The 14,574-nt window shown below is 69.8% G+C and carries 13 protein-coding genes; 4 read left to right on the plus strand and 9 right to left on the minus strand.

The window, feature by feature from the left end; genetic code table 11:
- Window positions 1-100: 100 nt before the first annotated feature.
- Window positions 101-1,576 (minus strand): M48 family metalloprotease, encoded by a 1,476-nt coding sequence (locus ABNQ40_RS29720; RefSeq protein ID WP_247880123.1) that lies wholly within the window; start codon window positions 1,574-1,576, stop codon window positions 101-103.
- A gap of 91 nt (window positions 1,577-1,667) precedes the next feature.
- On the opposite strand from ABNQ40_RS29720, the gene ABNQ40_RS29725 reads away from it, so the two are divergent.
- The gene (locus ABNQ40_RS29725) at window positions 1,668-2,510 is read left to right on the plus strand and encodes a thermonuclease family protein (RefSeq protein WP_391348234.1); all 843 of its coding nucleotides are present in this window, start codon (window positions 1,668-1,670) and stop codon (window positions 2,508-2,510) included.
- Window positions 2,507-3,382 (plus strand): cytochrome c, encoded by an 876-nt coding sequence (locus ABNQ40_RS29730; protein WP_109052308.1) that lies wholly within the window; start codon window positions 2,507-2,509, stop codon window positions 3,380-3,382. The genes ABNQ40_RS29725 and ABNQ40_RS29730 overlap by 4 nt, the downstream gene beginning before the upstream one ends.
- Window positions 3,383-3,418: 36 nt before the next feature.
- On the opposite strand, the gene ptsP is transcribed toward ABNQ40_RS29730, so the two are convergent.
- The 8 genes from ptsP to ABNQ40_RS29770 form a co-directional block, all read right to left on the minus strand.
- Window positions 3,419-5,314, minus strand: coding sequence for a phosphoenolpyruvate--protein phosphotransferase (gene ptsP / locus ABNQ40_RS29735; protein ID WP_109052307.1), 1,896 nt, complete (start codon window positions 5,312-5,314; stop codon window positions 3,419-3,421).
- Window positions 5,304-5,606, minus strand: coding sequence for an HPr family phosphocarrier protein (locus ABNQ40_RS29740; RefSeq protein ID WP_109052306.1), 303 nt, complete (start codon window positions 5,604-5,606; stop codon window positions 5,304-5,306). Before ABNQ40_RS29740 ends, ptsP begins: the two co-directional genes overlap by 11 nt.
- Before the next feature lie 9 nt (window positions 5,607-5,615).
- The gene (locus ABNQ40_RS29745; RefSeq protein ID WP_042690507.1) at window positions 5,616-6,014 is read right to left on the minus strand and encodes a PTS sugar transporter subunit IIA; all 399 of its coding nucleotides are present in this window, start codon (window positions 6,012-6,014) and stop codon (window positions 5,616-5,618) included.
- Window positions 6,015-6,136: 122 nt separating this feature from the next.
- A complete protein-coding gene (rapZ, locus tag ABNQ40_RS29750; protein WP_109052305.1) occupies window positions 6,137-7,099 on the minus strand; it encodes an RNase adapter RapZ in 963 nt (320 codons plus the stop codon).
- A 17-nt stretch (window positions 7,100-7,116) separates the two neighbouring features.
- Window positions 7,117-7,575, minus strand: coding sequence for an HPr kinase/phosphorylase (locus tag ABNQ40_RS29755; RefSeq protein WP_109052304.1), 459 nt, complete (start codon window positions 7,573-7,575; stop codon window positions 7,117-7,119).
- Window positions 7,576-7,759: 184 nt separating this feature from the next.
- Window positions 7,760-8,158, minus strand: coding sequence for a hypothetical protein (locus tag ABNQ40_RS29760; RefSeq protein WP_247880121.1), 399 nt, complete (start codon window positions 8,156-8,158; stop codon window positions 7,760-7,762).
- Between the two features lie 226 nt (window positions 8,159-8,384).
- The gene (locus ABNQ40_RS29765; protein ID WP_391348240.1) at window positions 8,385-10,169 is read right to left on the minus strand and encodes a stimulus-sensing domain-containing protein; all 1,785 of its coding nucleotides are present in this window, start codon (window positions 10,167-10,169) and stop codon (window positions 8,385-8,387) included.
- Window positions 10,141-10,836, minus strand: coding sequence for a response regulator transcription factor (locus ABNQ40_RS29770; protein ID WP_109052301.1), 696 nt, complete (start codon window positions 10,834-10,836; stop codon window positions 10,141-10,143). Before ABNQ40_RS29770 ends, ABNQ40_RS29765 begins: the two co-directional genes overlap by 29 nt.
- 275 nt (window positions 10,837-11,111) lie before the next feature.
- Here ABNQ40_RS29770 and ABNQ40_RS29775 point away from each other — a divergent pair, with 275 nt between their 5' ends.
- Together ABNQ40_RS29775 and ABNQ40_RS29780 are read left to right on the plus strand one after the other, a co-directional pair.
- Window positions 11,112-12,035 carry a HugZ family protein gene (locus tag ABNQ40_RS29775; protein ID WP_109052300.1) on the plus strand — a complete coding sequence of 308 codons (924 nt, stop codon included), beginning with the start codon at window positions 11,112-11,114 and terminating at the stop codon, window positions 12,033-12,035.
- Between the two features lie 482 nt (window positions 12,036-12,517).
- Window positions 12,518-14,341 carry a phosphoenolpyruvate carboxykinase (GTP) gene (locus tag ABNQ40_RS29780; RefSeq protein ID WP_109052299.1) on the plus strand — a complete coding sequence of 608 codons (1,824 nt, stop codon included), beginning with the start codon at window positions 12,518-12,520 and terminating at the stop codon, window positions 14,339-14,341.
- Window positions 14,342-14,574 lie beyond the last annotated feature (233 nt).

Raw genomic sequence — 14,574 nt, forward strand, 5'->3', positions numbered from 1 at the left:
GCCTACCCGCCCATCCGGCCGGCGGCAACCCGCGGGGCTGTATCCTTACGCGGATTTCATGCGGTCGTGCTTATGCTAAGGGTTGCCGCTACTCCCCGTTCTATTCCCCGACAATCACCTTCACCCGCTGGCCGGGTTGCAGCGGCGTGCCGGGCGGCAGGTCGTTGATGATCCGGAACAACTCTTCGGCATAGGGTTCCTGCGGCATGCGGCGGACGAGGCCGGCAACGCTGTCGCCGGGCTGCACCGCCGTCACCTGCACGCGGCGGGGACGGTAGCGGGCGGCCTCCTCCGCGGTCATGCGGTGGAAGCTGTTGGCCGCCGCCTGGAAATCGTTATCGAAACGAGCGAGCGATCCGGCGGGCGCCAGAAAGGTGAAGCGGTACATCTTCCCGTCCGGCGCGCGGATCGCCACCAGACGGATGTCGGCGCTGGTGCCATCGGACTCGCCGCGCGTGGTGGCGGTGGCCGCCGCCATGCCGCCGATGGTGAGGCGCTGGAGGTTGGACAGGGTCGCGGTCTTGCCCCACACGCCGGTCAGGAAGCTGGCCGGGTCGGACACGCCAGCGGCCGATCCGCCGTCGAAGGCCATGGCGGTGCCGTTCTGCCCCTTGGCGACCACCTGATCGGCGCCGTTCAGCAGCGAGTAGCCCTGCGGCACGGTGAAGGCGATGCCGAGTTGCGGGTGCGCGAAAGTCCGGCCGCGGACATAGCCGTTCTCCGGGCTGTCGCCGTAGATCATGCCGTCGACCGCCGCCAGGTAAGGATCGCGCGGGCGGGCGCCGCCCGGCGGGATGGCGCGGGCGAGGTCGGCGGCGCGGCGGACGCGCTCCTCGGTCGCCGGATGGCTGGCGAGGAAGTCGAAGCCGTCCCCGCCCTTGTTGCCGGCGCGTAAGCCCTCATACTGGCTGTCGCGGCGCAGCGTCTCCAGGAAGGTCGCCATGGCGAAGGGGTCGTAGCCGGTCCGCCGCAGCGTCTCGACGCCGAGCTGGTCGGCCTCCAGCTCCTGCTCGCGCGAATAGCTGGCGACCATGGCGGTGCCGCCCAGCCCGGCCAGCTGCGCCAGCGTGTCGTTGCCGAACACCAGCCCGACCCCGGCGGCGAGCAGACCGGCGATGGTCTGCCGGGTCTGGCGCTGCGCCGAATGGTGGGCGGTGACGTGGCCGATCTCGTGCGACAGCACGCCGGCCACCTCGGCCTCGTCCTTCGCCAGCGCCAGCAGGCCGCGGGTGACGTAGACATAGCCGCCGGGCAGGGCGAAGGCGTTGACCACGTCGCTGTCCAGCACGGTGAAGGTCCAGGGCTCGCGCGCCAGCGCCGTGGTCGCGGCGAGCTTGCGGCCGAGCTGGTCGATGTAGCCCTGGAGCCGGGCATCCTTCACCGCCCCGCCGAACTGGGCCAGGATCTTCGGGTGTTCCTGCGCGCCCAGCGCCGCCTCGTCACCGCCGGACAATACGTTGTCGAGCAGCCCGGCGCGGGCCGGCGCGGGTGCGACCAGGGTGGGCGTCACCGCCGCCAGCAGGAGGGTGGCCAATGCGGCGCGGAGGGGCTTGCGGAAGGGGAGATCGGTCGGCATACCGGTCAAAACCCCGCCCGGCGGCGGATGTTCCGCAAGGACGGCCTTCCCGATGACACTTGTCACGCTCCCGCTTGTGCGACTGCCGGTCTTGTTCCTGACTGGCCTGCTGCTGTGCGGCCTGTTGCCGGTCGCTGCCTCGGCGGACGGGTTGCGGGTCACCGCCGTGCTGGACGGCGACACGCTGGAGCTGGAGGACGGCCGCCGGGTCCGGCTGGCCGGGATCGACGCGGCCAAGCCGCCGCGAAACGCCAACCCCGCCGACGGGCGGGTCTGGCCGCTGGCGGAGGCGGCGACCGCGGCGCTGGCCGATCTGGCGCTCGGCCGCCGTGTCGTCCTGCACGGGCCGGCGCCGACCGACCGCCATGGCCGGCTGCTCGCCCATCTGGTGCGGGAGGACGGTCTGTGGCTGCAATCGGCGCTGCTGGTCCGCGGGCTGGCGCGGGTCCACACCCGGCCCGACGCCCGCGCCTATGCGGCGGAGCTGCTGGCCGGCGAGGAAACCGCGCGCAACGCCGGGCGCGGGCTGTGGCGCAGCCGGGTCTATGCGGTGCGCGACGCCGCCGACCCGGAAGAGATTTTCCGCGACCGCGACAGCTTCCAGCTGGTGGAAGGGCTGGTGCTGGCGGTGTCCAAGAGCGGCGGCGAGAGCTGGCTGGATTTCGGCGCCGACTGGCGCAGCGACGTCACCGTCCATATCGGCCGCGCCGCGATGCGCGAAGTCACCCGCGCCGGCATCGACCCGCTGTCCTACGAGGGCCGCCGGGTGCGCGTGCGGGGCTGGATCACGCTGCGCAATGGCCCCATGATCGAGATCACCCATCCCGAACAGATCGAGCGGCTGGAGCGGGAGCCGGCCTCCGCCGCCCTGCGACGCTCCGGCGCCGATGATGAATCCTGGGATGACGACGAAGGGGAGGACGATCTGGAATGAGGAAGCCGTCGCTTGGGCCTGTGGCTGGACGCCTGCTTGCCGCCCTGTCTTTGCTGTTCGTCGCCCTGCCGCTGCATCCGGCACTGGCCGGCGGGCCGGCGCTGACGATCGCCGTCGCCGGAACCGAGCGGGTGTTCGACCGCGACGCCCTGCTGGCCCGTCCGGACGCCGTGACCGTCGACATCCCGGCCGACATCTCCTATGGCCGGCCGATGAGCTACCGCGCCGTGCCGCTCGCCAGCCTGCTGGGCACCGCCATAGCGCCGTCTGGAGACTTCCCACCCGGCACCGTGCTGGAGGGGGTGGCGTCGGACGGCTTCACCGCGCAGCTGCCGCCGGAGCTGTGCCTGCGCAGCGGTCCCGACGGCGCCGTCGCCTTCCTGGCGGTGGAACCGGCCGACCGGCCCTGGCCCAACCTGCCGGGCAAGGCGGTGTCCGCCGGTCCCTTCTATCTGGTCTGGGTGCGGCCGGAGGCGTCGGGGGTGCGCAGCGAACAATGGCCCTATCAGCTGGCCCGCATCGTCAGTTCCGACGATCCGCTGCGCCGCTGGCCGCAGCTGGCGGTCGAGCCGGGCCTGCCCGCCGACTCGGCCATCCGCGCCGGACAGGCGGTGTTCATCACCCAGTGCATGGCCTGCCACACCCTGAACGGCGCCGGCAGCGCCACGATGGGGCCGGACCTGAACCGGCCGATGAACCCGACCGACTATCTCACGCCCGCCGGGCTGAAGACGCTGATCCGCGACCCCCGCTCCGTCCGGACATGGCCGGGCCAGCAGATGCCGGGTTTCGACACCGCGATGCTGAGCGATGCCGATCTGGATCGGGTCGTCGCCTATCTCGGGCATATGGCGGGGCGGAAGGCGCCGTGAGAGGGGGGCTTTCGCCCCCATCCCACCGGTTTTGCCTCACAGGGTCGCGTTGAAATCGTCCAGCAGCGTGGCGATCCGGCCGCTGTCGCTCTGGTCCATGATGACGCGGGCGCGGCGGCCCGCCTCCACCAGGTCGAGCGAGCGGATGCGCTTCTTCACCGCTGGCACCGCCAGCGGCGCCATCGACAGTTCGCGCACGCCCAACCCCAGCAGCAACGCCGTATAGCGCGGATCGCCGGCGATCTCGCCGCAGACCGACACCGGGATGCGGGCGCGCAGGGCGGCCTCCACCGTGAACTGGATCAGCCGCAGCACGGCCGGATGCAGCGGGTCGTAGAGGGTGGCGACCTGTTCGTCGGCGCGGTCGATGGCCAGCGTGTACTGGGTCAGGTCGTTGGTGCCGATGGAGAAGAAATCGGCGGCATAGGCCAGCGCGTCGGCGGCCAGCGCCGCCCCCGGCACCTCCACCATCACGCCCACCGGCGGCAGCGGGTCGGCGATGGCGACGCCGCGGCGGCGCAGCCGGCGGGCGACCTGCCCCATCATCTCGCGCACCTTCTGCACCTCGGTGACCGAGGCGATCATCGGCAGCAGGATGCGCAGCGGACCGTGGACGCCGGCGCGCAGCATGGCGGCGAGCTGCGTCTCCAGCAGCTTCGGTTCGCGCAGGCCGAGGCGAATGGCCCGCAGACCCAGCGCCGGGTTGGCCGGCTCGCCATAGCGCCCGGCCATCCAGCCGGCCAGCTTCTCGCCGCCCAGATCCATGGTGCGGGCGGTGACGGTGCGGCCGCCCATCCCCTCGATCATGGTGCGCAGCACGGCGTACTGCTCGTCCTCGTCGGGCAGATGGTCGCGGTTCATGAACATGAACTCGGTCCGCAGCAGGCCGATGCCCTGGGCGCCATGCTCCAGCGCGTGATCCAGATCGCGCGGCAGCTCCAGATTCGCCATCAGCGTGATGGCGGTGCCGTCACGGGTGACGGCGGGCAGCTTGCGCAGGCTCTTCAGCCCCTGGCGCTCGCGCTCGCGGGCGGCGCGGCGTTCGCTGTAATCGGCCAGCACGTCGGCCGGCGGGTCGATCAGCACGCGGCCCTGCAGGCCGTCGACGATCACCGTCACGCCGTTGCGCACGCCGGCCAGCAGGCCGGGGGCGCCCAGCACCGCCGGCAGGCCGAGCGAGCGGGCGAGGATGGCGGTGTGCCCCTCCGCCCCGCCCAGCACGGTGGCGAAGCCGCCGACGACGGTGGGGTCGAGCAGGGCGGTGTCGGCGGGGGTCAGTTCCTCCGCCAGGATGATGCTGCCGGGGGGCAGGCTGCTGAAGGCCCGGTATTCCTGCTTCATCAGGTTGCGGGTCAGCCGCCGCCCGACCTCGCGGATGTCGTCGATGCGGCCGGCGAGATAGGCGTCGTCCATGCCGGCGAAGGTGGCGGCGATGGTGGCGATCTCCGCCTGGATGGCGGCCTCGGCGTTGATCCGGTCCTGCTTGATGCGATGCTCCACCCCGCGGGTCAGGCGCGAGTTGGTGACCATCGACAGGTGGGCGTCGAGCAGGAAGCCGATCTCCTCCGACGCCGAGTCGGGCAGGACGAGCGCCTTGCTCTTCAGCTTCTTGATCTGGCGGCGCGCCTTGGTCGCCGCCTCGTTGAAGCGCGCGACCTCCGCCTCGACCGCTTGCGGTTCGACGGCGTATTCGGGGATGGCGACGGCGCCGCTTTCCACCACATGGGCCGGGCCGATGGCGATGCCGGGCGACACGCCCAGGCCGCGCAGGGCGCGCGCCGCAGCGCTGGCGGCCGTGCTGGCGGACGTGTTGGCCGAACCGCTCATCGGCTCGGGCGACGGGGTGCCGCCGGAACCGCCGCGGTCGGGGCCGGATACCGGGCCGCCGGTCGGGCCGCTGGCCGGGACGGCGGGGGGCAGATCATTCTTCATCGAACTTGCGGTTGATCAGGTCCAGGAGGGCGTCCATCGCGGCATCGGCCTGGGCGCCGCTGGCGCGCAGCTCGACCGTGGTGCCGGGACCGGCGGCCAGCATCATCAGCCCCATGATCGACTCGCCGGACACCACGGACTCGCCGCGGCGCACCGAGATCTCGGCGTCGAAGGTGGCGACCAGCTTGACGAACTTGGCCGAGGCGCGCGCGTGCAGGCCACGCTGGTTGGTGATGGTGGCGGTGCGGCGGATTTCGCCGTCGGCGGATGCCGTGTCGTCGGGGGGGCTCATCGCAGGCGGTCAGTCCGACAGGAGGGTGGAGGCGACGTTGATGTATTTCTGTCCGGCATCGCGGGCGGCGATCACCGATTTGTCCAGCGGCTCGGTCTTGCGCACGCTGGCGAGCTTGATCAGCATCGGCAGGTTGACGCCGGCGATCACCTCGACCTTCGCCTTGTCCATGATGGAGATGGCGAGGTTGGACGGCGTGCCGCCGAACATGTCGGTCAGCACCACGACGCCCGACCCGTCATCGACCTCCGCCACCGAGTTCAGGATGTCCTGGCGCCGCTGTTCCATGTCGTCGTCCGGGCCGATGCACACGGCGCGCACCTGCTGCTGTTCGCCCACCACGTGGAACAGTGCGGCGATGAATTCCTCGGCCAGCCGCCCGTGGGTGACAAGAACCATACCGATCATGGGACATCCTTCAAGGTTGGGTCCTCCCCGGAGACCTGCGCGAGGGCCGCCGCCGCGGGGCGGCAGCGCTCATCGCATCTGGATCGTTGGTTGGACGCATGGTCGTCAAGGCGCAATTTGCATCATCCCTGATGGTTGGCCTGGTTGTTGGCCTGCTGATTGGAGGCGGGGCCGGCCCCGGCGGTCCGCAAGCCCAGCCGCTCCAGCTCGCGGTGGCTGAGATTGACCCGCAGCCCCTGGTCCTTCAGCCATGCCGCCAGCCGTTCGGCGATGAAGACCGACCGGTGCTTGCCGCCGGTGCAGCCGATGGCGATGGTCAGGTAGCTCTTGCCTTCCTGGTTGTAGCGCGGCAGCAGCGGGCGAAGCAGCTCCGTCAGGTTGCCGAAGAAGGCGGGGAAATCGGGATCGCTCTCCACCCGCGCGGCAACGGCCGGGTTCAGGCCGGTCAGCGGCCGAAGCTCCGGGTCGTAATGCGGGTTGGTCAGGAACCGCACGTCGAAGACCAGATCGGCTTCGCGCGGCAGACCCTGGCGGAAGGAGAAGGAGGTCACGAACACCTGCAAGGCTGCCTGGGCGTCACGCCGGAAATGCCCGGACAGGATGCGCCGCAAATCGTGAATGGACAGTTGCGTCGTGTCGATGGTGACGTCGGCTTCCTCCTTCAGCGGGAACAGCAGGGCGCGTTCGCGCTGGATGCCGTCGGGCACCGTGCGGTCCTCCGCCAGCGGATGGCGGCGGCGCGTCTCGGTGAAGCGGCGTTGCAGCACCTCGTCGCCGCACTCCAGGAAGACCAGGCGGACGTCGAGATCGCCGTCGCGCCGCAGCTCCTCAAGCTCGTCGAGGAAGTTCTGCGCGGAAAAGTCGCGGGTGCGGCTGTCGATCACCAGGGCCAGCGGCCGGCGTTTCGGATCGGCCTGCCGGATCAGGGCCGGCACCAGCGACAGGCGCAGATTGTCCACCGCCTCGTAGCCCAGATCCTCCAGCGCCTTCAGCGCCACCGACATGCCGGCCCCCGACATGCCGGTGACCAGAACGATGCGCCCGCGGGCGGCAGGGGCGGCAGGGTCGGCCGGCACGTCGGACATCAGAGTGTCGGGAGGTTTCATGATAGGGCCGAAAGGCTGGCGGGCACCCGGTCCAGCCGTCCGCCGCACAGGCTGGCGGCGGCAAGGCGGATCTTCGCGGGGGTGGAGGCATCGAAGGCGTGCAGGCCCAGACGGGGCAGGGCGACGCCCAGCAGCGTGTCGGTCTCCGCCTCCGGCAGACGGTCCACCTCGTCACGCTCGAGCAGGTCGACGACGAGACCGACGGGGGCCGGCCCGGCCGACGGAACGGGAAGAATGCCGACGCCCCGCACCTCCAGCAGCCCGGCCAGGGCGGGCGGGGGAGAGGCGGTCAGGCGGCCGGATTCGCAATGCAGCGCCACCCGGTCATCCGCGACCAGCAAGGCTCCGCCATCGATCAGTCGCAAGGCCAAATCCGATTTTCCCCGTCCGGACTCCCCACGCAGCAGCACGCCGATGCCGGAGAGCAAGACGCAGGTGCCGTGAATCGTCACCATAGTCTGGCGAAGGTGAGACGTGGCGCAGGTTCTGTCAATGGGAACGGAACGGTGTCCCACAAGGTCAGGCGGGGAAACCTGTCCGGGATCCCCCATCCGCTTCCAACCGTTCTTTCGGTGCGGATAATCGCCGTGCGAACGGTCGGGCTCAGAACACCGGCGCGAATGGTGCCGATGCGCGCCGTCAGGCGCCGGCGGCGCCGCGGGGGGTGCGGCGGATCGCCTCCAGCTCCAGGGCGAGGGCGTCGCGGCGGCGGATCATCTCGTCCAGATCCCCCAGCTCCGCCGCCTCCTGGCAGGCGTCGCGGAAGTCCTTCTCCCGCTTCAGCCGCACCAGCAGGACCTTGTAGTTGTCGGCGATGCTGGCGAGGTGGCGCTGCGCCCCCTGGAGGGCTTCGGCAAGCTGGGTCCGCTCCTGCGCGGATTGCCGCATCATCCTTGCCAGCTCCCCCTGCTGCCGGCCGGCATCCCGGATCAGGCGGGCCAGACGGTAGCGGCGCAGGTCGACGACGTCGCCCGGCGCGGCACCGGCAACGGAACCGGGGGCGGCGGAACGGCGGCCGGTCGGGGACAGCGTGTGCACGGAGGAGGATTCGGGCGGAACGCACTCAGGCATGGCGACCCCACATCTTTGTCCCGGGGTTTGGCCACCCTCCCGTTGCCGCATGGTGCAGGCACATACAACCGGACCGGCATGGTCCGTCCGACCCGGCAGCCGACAAGCGAGAACGACCAAGACCATGATCGATGGTTGGACTGGGCTTGTCTAGCCGAGAGTGGGAAGGATGTATGAAATTCCGCAGAGTTTCTCACAGCAAAGGCAGAGTCACCACGAAGTCGGCGCCCTCGATGGTCCCGTCCGATACATAACGATTTTTCGCAAATACAGAACCATTGTGTGCGCTGACTATCTGCTTGGCAATCGATAGGCCGAGACCGGAGTGGGTCCCGAATTTCTCGCCCGCCGGACGTTCAGTGTAGAAGCGGTCGAAGATCGCCTCCTCCTTGCCGTCGGGGATGCCCGGCCCCTGGTCCGACACGACCACCTTGACGCTGCGGCCGCTGCGCCTTGCGGTCAGCCGCACCGTGCCGCCGGGCGGCGAGAAGGACAGGGCGTTGTCGATCAGGTTCTGGAACACCTGGGTCAGGCGCCCTTCCAGCCCCGGCACCACCAGCCGCTCGGCGGCCGGCAGGTCGAGCACGACCCGCGGCGGCCGCAGCCGGGTCCCGCCGTCCTCGCCGTCGTCCTCCCTGTCGTCGTTCCCGGCCGCCACCCGCTCGTCCATGGTTGCGGCAACCGTCTGACGCAGTTCCGCCAGCATGGTCAGCAGCAGGCCGATGTCCACCGGCTCCGGCTCCGCCCGCGACAGTTCGGCATCCAGGCGGGAGGCGTTGGAGATGTCGCTGATCAGCCGGTCCAGCCGCTGCACGTCGTCGGCGATGATCGCCATCAGCCGGTCGCGGTGGCGCGGGTCGCTGACGCGCTCCGCCGTCTCCACGGCACTGCGCAGCGAGGTCAGCGGATTCTTGATCTCGTGGGCGACGTCGGCGGCGAAGCGCTCGATGGCGTCCATCCGCGTCCACAGCGCATCGGTCATCTCGCGCAGCACGCCGGACAGCTCGCCGATCTCGTCGCCGCGGCGGGTCAGGTCGGGGATCTCGGCATGGCGCCCGTGGCTGGTGCGCAGCCGGTCGGCGGCCTGGGCCAGCCGGCGGATCGGCCGGGCGATGGTGCCGGCCAGATAGAAGGACAGGCCGATGGTCACCAGCAGCGCCACGCCGAACACCCGCAGGATGTCGAAGCGGACGGAGCGGATGGCGCGGTCGATCTCGCCGCCGCCGCGGGTCAGCAGCACCGCCCCCAGCACCTCGCGGTAGCGCTGGACCGGAACCGCCACGGTCAGCAGCAGTTCCGGATCGCCTCCGGCGCCGTCGACGCGCCAGACGGTGGCCGCCGCCTCGCCGCTGAGCGCGCGCTCCACGTCGGGGTTGGGCTGGCCCGGCTGCTCGCGGTAGACCGGCAGGCCTTCGCGGCTGGGCACCACGTCGATCAGGCGGGTGTAGAGGTCGTTGATCGCCCGGCTGACCGGATCGCCGGACGGCGGGGTCGGCAGCTCGCGGATTTCGATGCGGCCCTGCGATCCCACCAGCACCCGGCTGTCGGACAGCATGTGGCCGTCGATGTCGAAGAGGCGGGTGCGGGTCGACGTCGCCTCCGCCAGCCGGCGGATCATCGGCCGCGCCAATTCGGGCGCCAGTTCGAACCGCTCGCCGCTCTCGTCGCCGGTGGGGGAGGGGGCGGTCAGGATGCGGTTCACCGCCCCTTCGCCGAGCGCGGAGGCGAAGATGCGCGCCTCCGTCGCCAGCGCCTCGGTCTCCGCCTGGATCAGCCGGTCCTGGTAGCGGCCGAGATAGAGCAGCCCCGCCAGCAGCACCAGCAGCGCCAGCACGTTGACCGCAAGGATGCGCAGGGTCAGCGGCGAGACGCCCCCCGGCCTCCGCCGCTTCCCGCCCCCAGCCCCGCCCCCTGTTCCGACCCTTGCCCCGCCGAGCGTGGACACCGCGTTATTCCTTGTACCGGTAGCCGACGCCATAGAGCGTTTCGATCTGGGAGAAGTCGGCGTCGACGGCCTTGAACTTCTTGCGCAGCCGCTTGATGTGGCTGTCGATGGTGCGGTCGTCGACATAGACATGCTCGCCATAGGCCGCGTCCATCAGCTGGTCGCGGTTCTTCACATGGCCCGGCCGCTGGGCCAGCGCGCGCACCAGCAGGAACTCGGTCACGGTCAGGTCGATCGGCTGGCCCTTCCAGCTGCAGGCATGGCGCGCGCCGTCCAGCAGCAGCGGGCCGCGGGTGATGATCTGGCCGGGATCGACCTCCGGGCTCTCGCCGCGCAGGGCCTCGCGCCGCAGCAGCGCCCGGATGCGCTCGATCAGCAGGCGCTGCGAGAAGGGCTTCTTGATGTAGTCGTCGGCGCCCATGCGCAGGCCCATCAGCTCGTCCAGCTCGTCGTCCTTGCTGGTCAGGAAGATGACGGGCATCTGGCTGGTCTGGCGCAGGCGTTGCAGCAACTCCATGCCGTCCATGCGCGGCATCTTGATGTCGAGCACGGCGAGGTCGGGCGGGCGCTGGCTCAATCCGCGCAGCGCCTCGGCGCCGTCGGTGTAGGTGCGCACGTCGAAGCCCTCGGCCTCCAGGGCGATGGAGACCGAGGCCAGGATGTTGCGGTCGTCATCCACCAGGGCGACGGTGTGGGCCATGGTCGTAACTGATCCTATCGAAGCGGGGCAGGGACAGTGGGGAACTGACGGTCGGGTGCCGACAGTCGGGGACAGGTTGGAGCGGTCGAACTGCCGGGACCCGGTAATGTTAGCGGAAACATCAGGCATAGGACGAGTGGTCATTCCAATACTTTATGCCAGAGTCCAGGTACCAGCGGCAGTTTTCTCTTTTCCCGCAGCATTTGTATGGGCCAATATGGCGGCAATGCGGCGCCGAACAACGGTGCTGCGCGGGAGAACGCGCTCGTTTTGGAATGAGTTTTTCGAACGCCCTTTCCGCGTCCTCTCCGGCCGGCGCCACTTCGGACGGCCAGGGGGGCGCGACGCCGCCGGGCCCCGACCGGCCCGGCGCGGCTCAAGCCAACCCGGCTCCGGCGACCATGGCTCCGGCCTTGCGCGCCCGGCGCCTGATGCGCGCCTGCGACCGCGCCGCTCTGGCGACCGTGCAGCGGTCGCCCGACGAGGGTACCGGGGCGATGGCGGACGCCGCCGGCTGGCCCTACCCCTCGCTGGTGCTGGTGGCGTTCGACCATGACGGCAGCCCGCTGCTTCTCCTGTCCACGCTCGCCGACCACACGCGCAACCTGCTGGCCGACGGCCGGGTCGGGCTGCTGTTCGACGGCACCGCCGGACTGGCGCAGCCGCTGACCGGCGCGCGCCTGTCGGTCCAGGGCCGGGCCGGGCAGTCGGACGATCCGGACCACCGCGCGCGCTACCTGCGCCGCCATCCCGACGCAGCCCTCTATGCCGGTTTCGGCGACTTCGCGATCTACCGCGTCGCGGTGGAGCGTGCCCATCTGGTCGCCGGCTTCGGCCGCATCCACTGGCTGTCCGCCGCGGAGCTGGACCTCCCCGCTGCCGCGCCTGCATTGGCGGCGGGCGAGGCGGCGCTGCTCGACCGGCTGAACGGCGAGGGGTACGGCCCCCGGCTGGCGCCCGCCACCGATGGTGAAAAGGACGGCTGGAGCTTGACCGGGATCGACCCGGAGGGATGCGACCTGCGACGCGGGGGGTACGTCGCCCGCGTCGATTTTGAGCAGAGAATCCATGACCCCGAATCGGCTAAACTGATGCTGGACACGCTGGTCCGGCCGCCGGACGGGTCGGGACAACCCGGAGGATCGACATCCGGGACAAGAACGGCTGGAACCCGACCGGACGGCGGCGGAGGCACCTGACAGCCGTGCCGCCGCGCAAGAACAAGAAAAAATCGAAAAGAACAAAAAGAACGGTCAGCGAAAAACGAAAACGAGAGAGACGAGAAGCCAACCGTCAGCCTTGAACGACCAGCCGAGAGGTCGCTTCGACACCACCGGGCGCCGCACCAAAAACAAAAACGCGGCGCGCGGGCACGCGCAACCAGGAGAACACTTCAGTGGACCATAACGGATCGACCCGTTTCCCGTCCGGGCCATTGGCCCCCAGACCTGTCGCCTCAGGACCGCCTTTTGCACCGTATCGTCGCCGCACCCTGCCGGTGCCGCGCATCGCGGCGGGTTCGCAGCCCGGCCGCCCGTTCGGACCGGCACGCCGCTGATGCGGCGGATGCCATCCATCTGACACGACAACGGACGAAAGAACGGCCGGACCGGCCGCGGGATCCCCGGACAAGGGGCATGCCCGGCGCGGCGATACCGGCCCAGCCTTCGAGAGGGACGATATGACTGGTAACACACGGACGCGGAACAAGAAGCTCCTGGCCTGGGTCGAGGAGATCGCCCTGAAATGCAAGCCGGAGCGCGTTCACTGGTGCGACGGTTCGCAGGAGGAATACGACCGTCTCTGCAACGAGATGGTCGAGGCCGGCACCTTCATCCGCCTGAACGAGGCCAAGCGCCAGAACTCCTTCCTCTGCCGCTCCGATCCGGGTGACGTCGCCCGTGTCGAGGACAGCACCTACATCTGCTCGAAGACGCGCGAGGAAGCCGGTCCGACCAACAATTGGATGGACCCGGCCGAGATGAAGGCCAAGCTGGACGGCCTGTTCGAAGGCTGCATGCGCGGCCGCACCCTGTATGTGGTGCCGTTCAGCATGGGTCCGCTGGGCTCCGACATCGCGCACATCGGCGTGCAGATCTCCGACAGCCCCTATGTGGCGGTCAACATGCGCCTGATGACCCGCATGGGCCAGAAGGTGCTGGACATCCTGGGCGACGGCGACTTCGTGCCCTGCCTGCATTCCATCGGCGCCCCGCTGGAGCCCGGCCAGCCGGACGTGGCCTGGCCCTGCAACGCCGACAACAAGTACATCGTCCATTTCCCCGACGAGCACCGCATCGTCTCCTACGGCTCCGGCTATGGCGGCAATGCGCTGCTCGGCAAGAAGTGCTTCGCCCTGCGCATCGCCTCGGCGATGGGCCGCGAGCAGGGCTGGCTGGCCGAGCACATGCTGATCCTCGGCGTGGAAAGCCCGGCCGGCGAGAAGACCTATGTCGGCGCCGCCTTCCCGTCGGCCTGCGGCAAGACCAACTTCGCCATGCTGGTTCCGCCGAAGGAGTTCGAGGGCTGGAAGGTCCGCACCATCGGTGACGACATCGCCTGGATCAAGCCGCAGCCTGACGGCACGCTGCGCGCCATCAACCCGGAGGCCGGCTTCTTCGGCGTCGCCCCCGGCACCAGCGTGAAGTCGAACCCGAACGCGCTGAAGACGCTGGACCACAACGTCATCTTCACCAACGTCGCGCTGACCGACGACGGCGACGTGTGGTGGGAAGGCCTGACCGACGAGGCGCCGGCGCACCTGATCGACTGGCAGGGCAAGGACTGGACCCCGGGCTGCGGCCGCGTCGCCGCCCACCCGAACAGCCGCTTCACCGCCCCTGCCGCCCAGTGCCCGTCGATCGACCCGGCCTGGGAGGATCCGGCCGGCGTTCCGATCAGCGCCTTCATCTTCGGCGGCCGCCTGTCGAAGACCTTCCCGCTGGTGTTCGAGGCCTACAACTGGCGCGAGGGCGTCTATTGGGCGGCGACCATGGGCTCGGAGGCCACCGCCGCCGCCGTCGGCCAGGCCGCCATCCGCCGCGATCCGTTCGCCATGCTGCCCTTCTGCGGCTACAACATGGCCGATTACTGGAACCACTGGCTGTCGATGGAAGGCAAGGTCGAGAGCCTGCCGCGCATCTACCGCGTCAACTGGTTCCGCAAGGACGAGAACGGCAAGTTCGTCTGGCCGGGCTTCGGCGACAACATGCGCGTGCTGAAGTGGATCGTCGACCGCGTCCGCGGCCGCGCCACCGACGTGGCGGAATCGCCCTTCGGCTATTCCCCGCGCTACCAGGATCTGAACTGGTCCGGCCTGACCTTCCCGGCCGACAAGTTCGCCAAGATCATGGACATCGACCGCAAGGAGGCCGAGGCCGAGGCGAAGGACCAGGAGGAGCTGTTCAACCGCTTCGGCGACCGCCTGCCCGAGGAGATCGAGCAGCAGCGCGTCGCCGTCCTGAAGCGGCTGGAGAACAGCCCGGACGTCTGGCGCATCGGCTGACCGTCCCGGACACGGGTCACAGGTAAGGCCCATCGGTCAAGTAAGGATAGGGGCTGCCGCAAGGCGGCCCCTTTTCCGTTGGCACTGTCCGTTTGGGGCGAAGATGAACCGGAATTCATCTGGAATTGCCCGATGGACAGCCGGTGCGACGGGCATCGCCGGTCATGTCCAGTCTTTGCAAGGCGACCGCTTCCTTACCTGCGGTCTTCGCCTTTCGGTGATTTAACCGGATT

This window comes from Azospirillum sp. A23 (assembly GCF_042938965.1).
Classification (GTDB): domain Bacteria; phylum Pseudomonadota; class Alphaproteobacteria; order Azospirillales; family Azospirillaceae; genus Azospirillum; species Azospirillum melinis.

Excerpts from the sequence above, each read along its gene's own strand:
- ABNQ40_RS29720 (WP_247880123.1), bottom strand. The coding sequence starts at position 1,576 with ATGCCGACCGATCTCCCCTTCCGCAAGCCCCTCCGCGCCGCATTGGCC.
- ABNQ40_RS29730 (WP_109052308.1), top strand. The coding sequence starts at position 2,507 with ATGAGGAAGCCGTCGCTTGGGCCTGTGGCTGGACGCCTGCTTGCCGCC.
- ptsP (WP_109052307.1), bottom strand. The coding sequence starts at position 5,314 with ATGAAGAATGATCTGCCCCCCGCCGTCCCGGCCAGCGGCCCGACCGGC.
- ABNQ40_RS29740 (WP_109052306.1), bottom strand. The coding sequence starts at position 5,606 with ATGAGCCCCCCCGACGACACGGCATCCGCCGACGGCGAAATCCGCCGC.
- ABNQ40_RS29745 (WP_042690507.1), bottom strand. The coding sequence starts at position 6,014 with ATGATCGGTATGGTTCTTGTCACCCACGGGCGGCTGGCCGAGGAATTC.
- rapZ (WP_109052305.1), bottom strand. The coding sequence starts at position 7,099 with ATGTCCGACGTGCCGGCCGACCCTGCCGCCCCTGCCGCCCGCGGGCGC.
- ABNQ40_RS29755 (WP_109052304.1), bottom strand. The coding sequence starts at position 7,575 with ATGGTGACGATTCACGGCACCTGCGTCTTGCTCTCCGGCATCGGCGTG.
- ABNQ40_RS29765 (WP_391348240.1), bottom strand. The coding sequence starts at position 10,169 with ATGGCGTCGGCTACCGGTACAAGGAATAACGCGGTGTCCACGCTCGGC.
- ABNQ40_RS29770 (WP_109052301.1), bottom strand. The coding sequence starts at position 10,836 with ATGGCCCACACCGTCGCCCTGGTGGATGACGACCGCAACATCCTGGCC.
- ABNQ40_RS29775 (WP_109052300.1), top strand. The coding sequence starts at position 11,112 with ATGAGTTTTTCGAACGCCCTTTCCGCGTCCTCTCCGGCCGGCGCCACT.
- ABNQ40_RS29780 (WP_109052299.1), top strand. The coding sequence starts at position 12,518 with ATGACTGGTAACACACGGACGCGGAACAAGAAGCTCCTGGCCTGGGTC.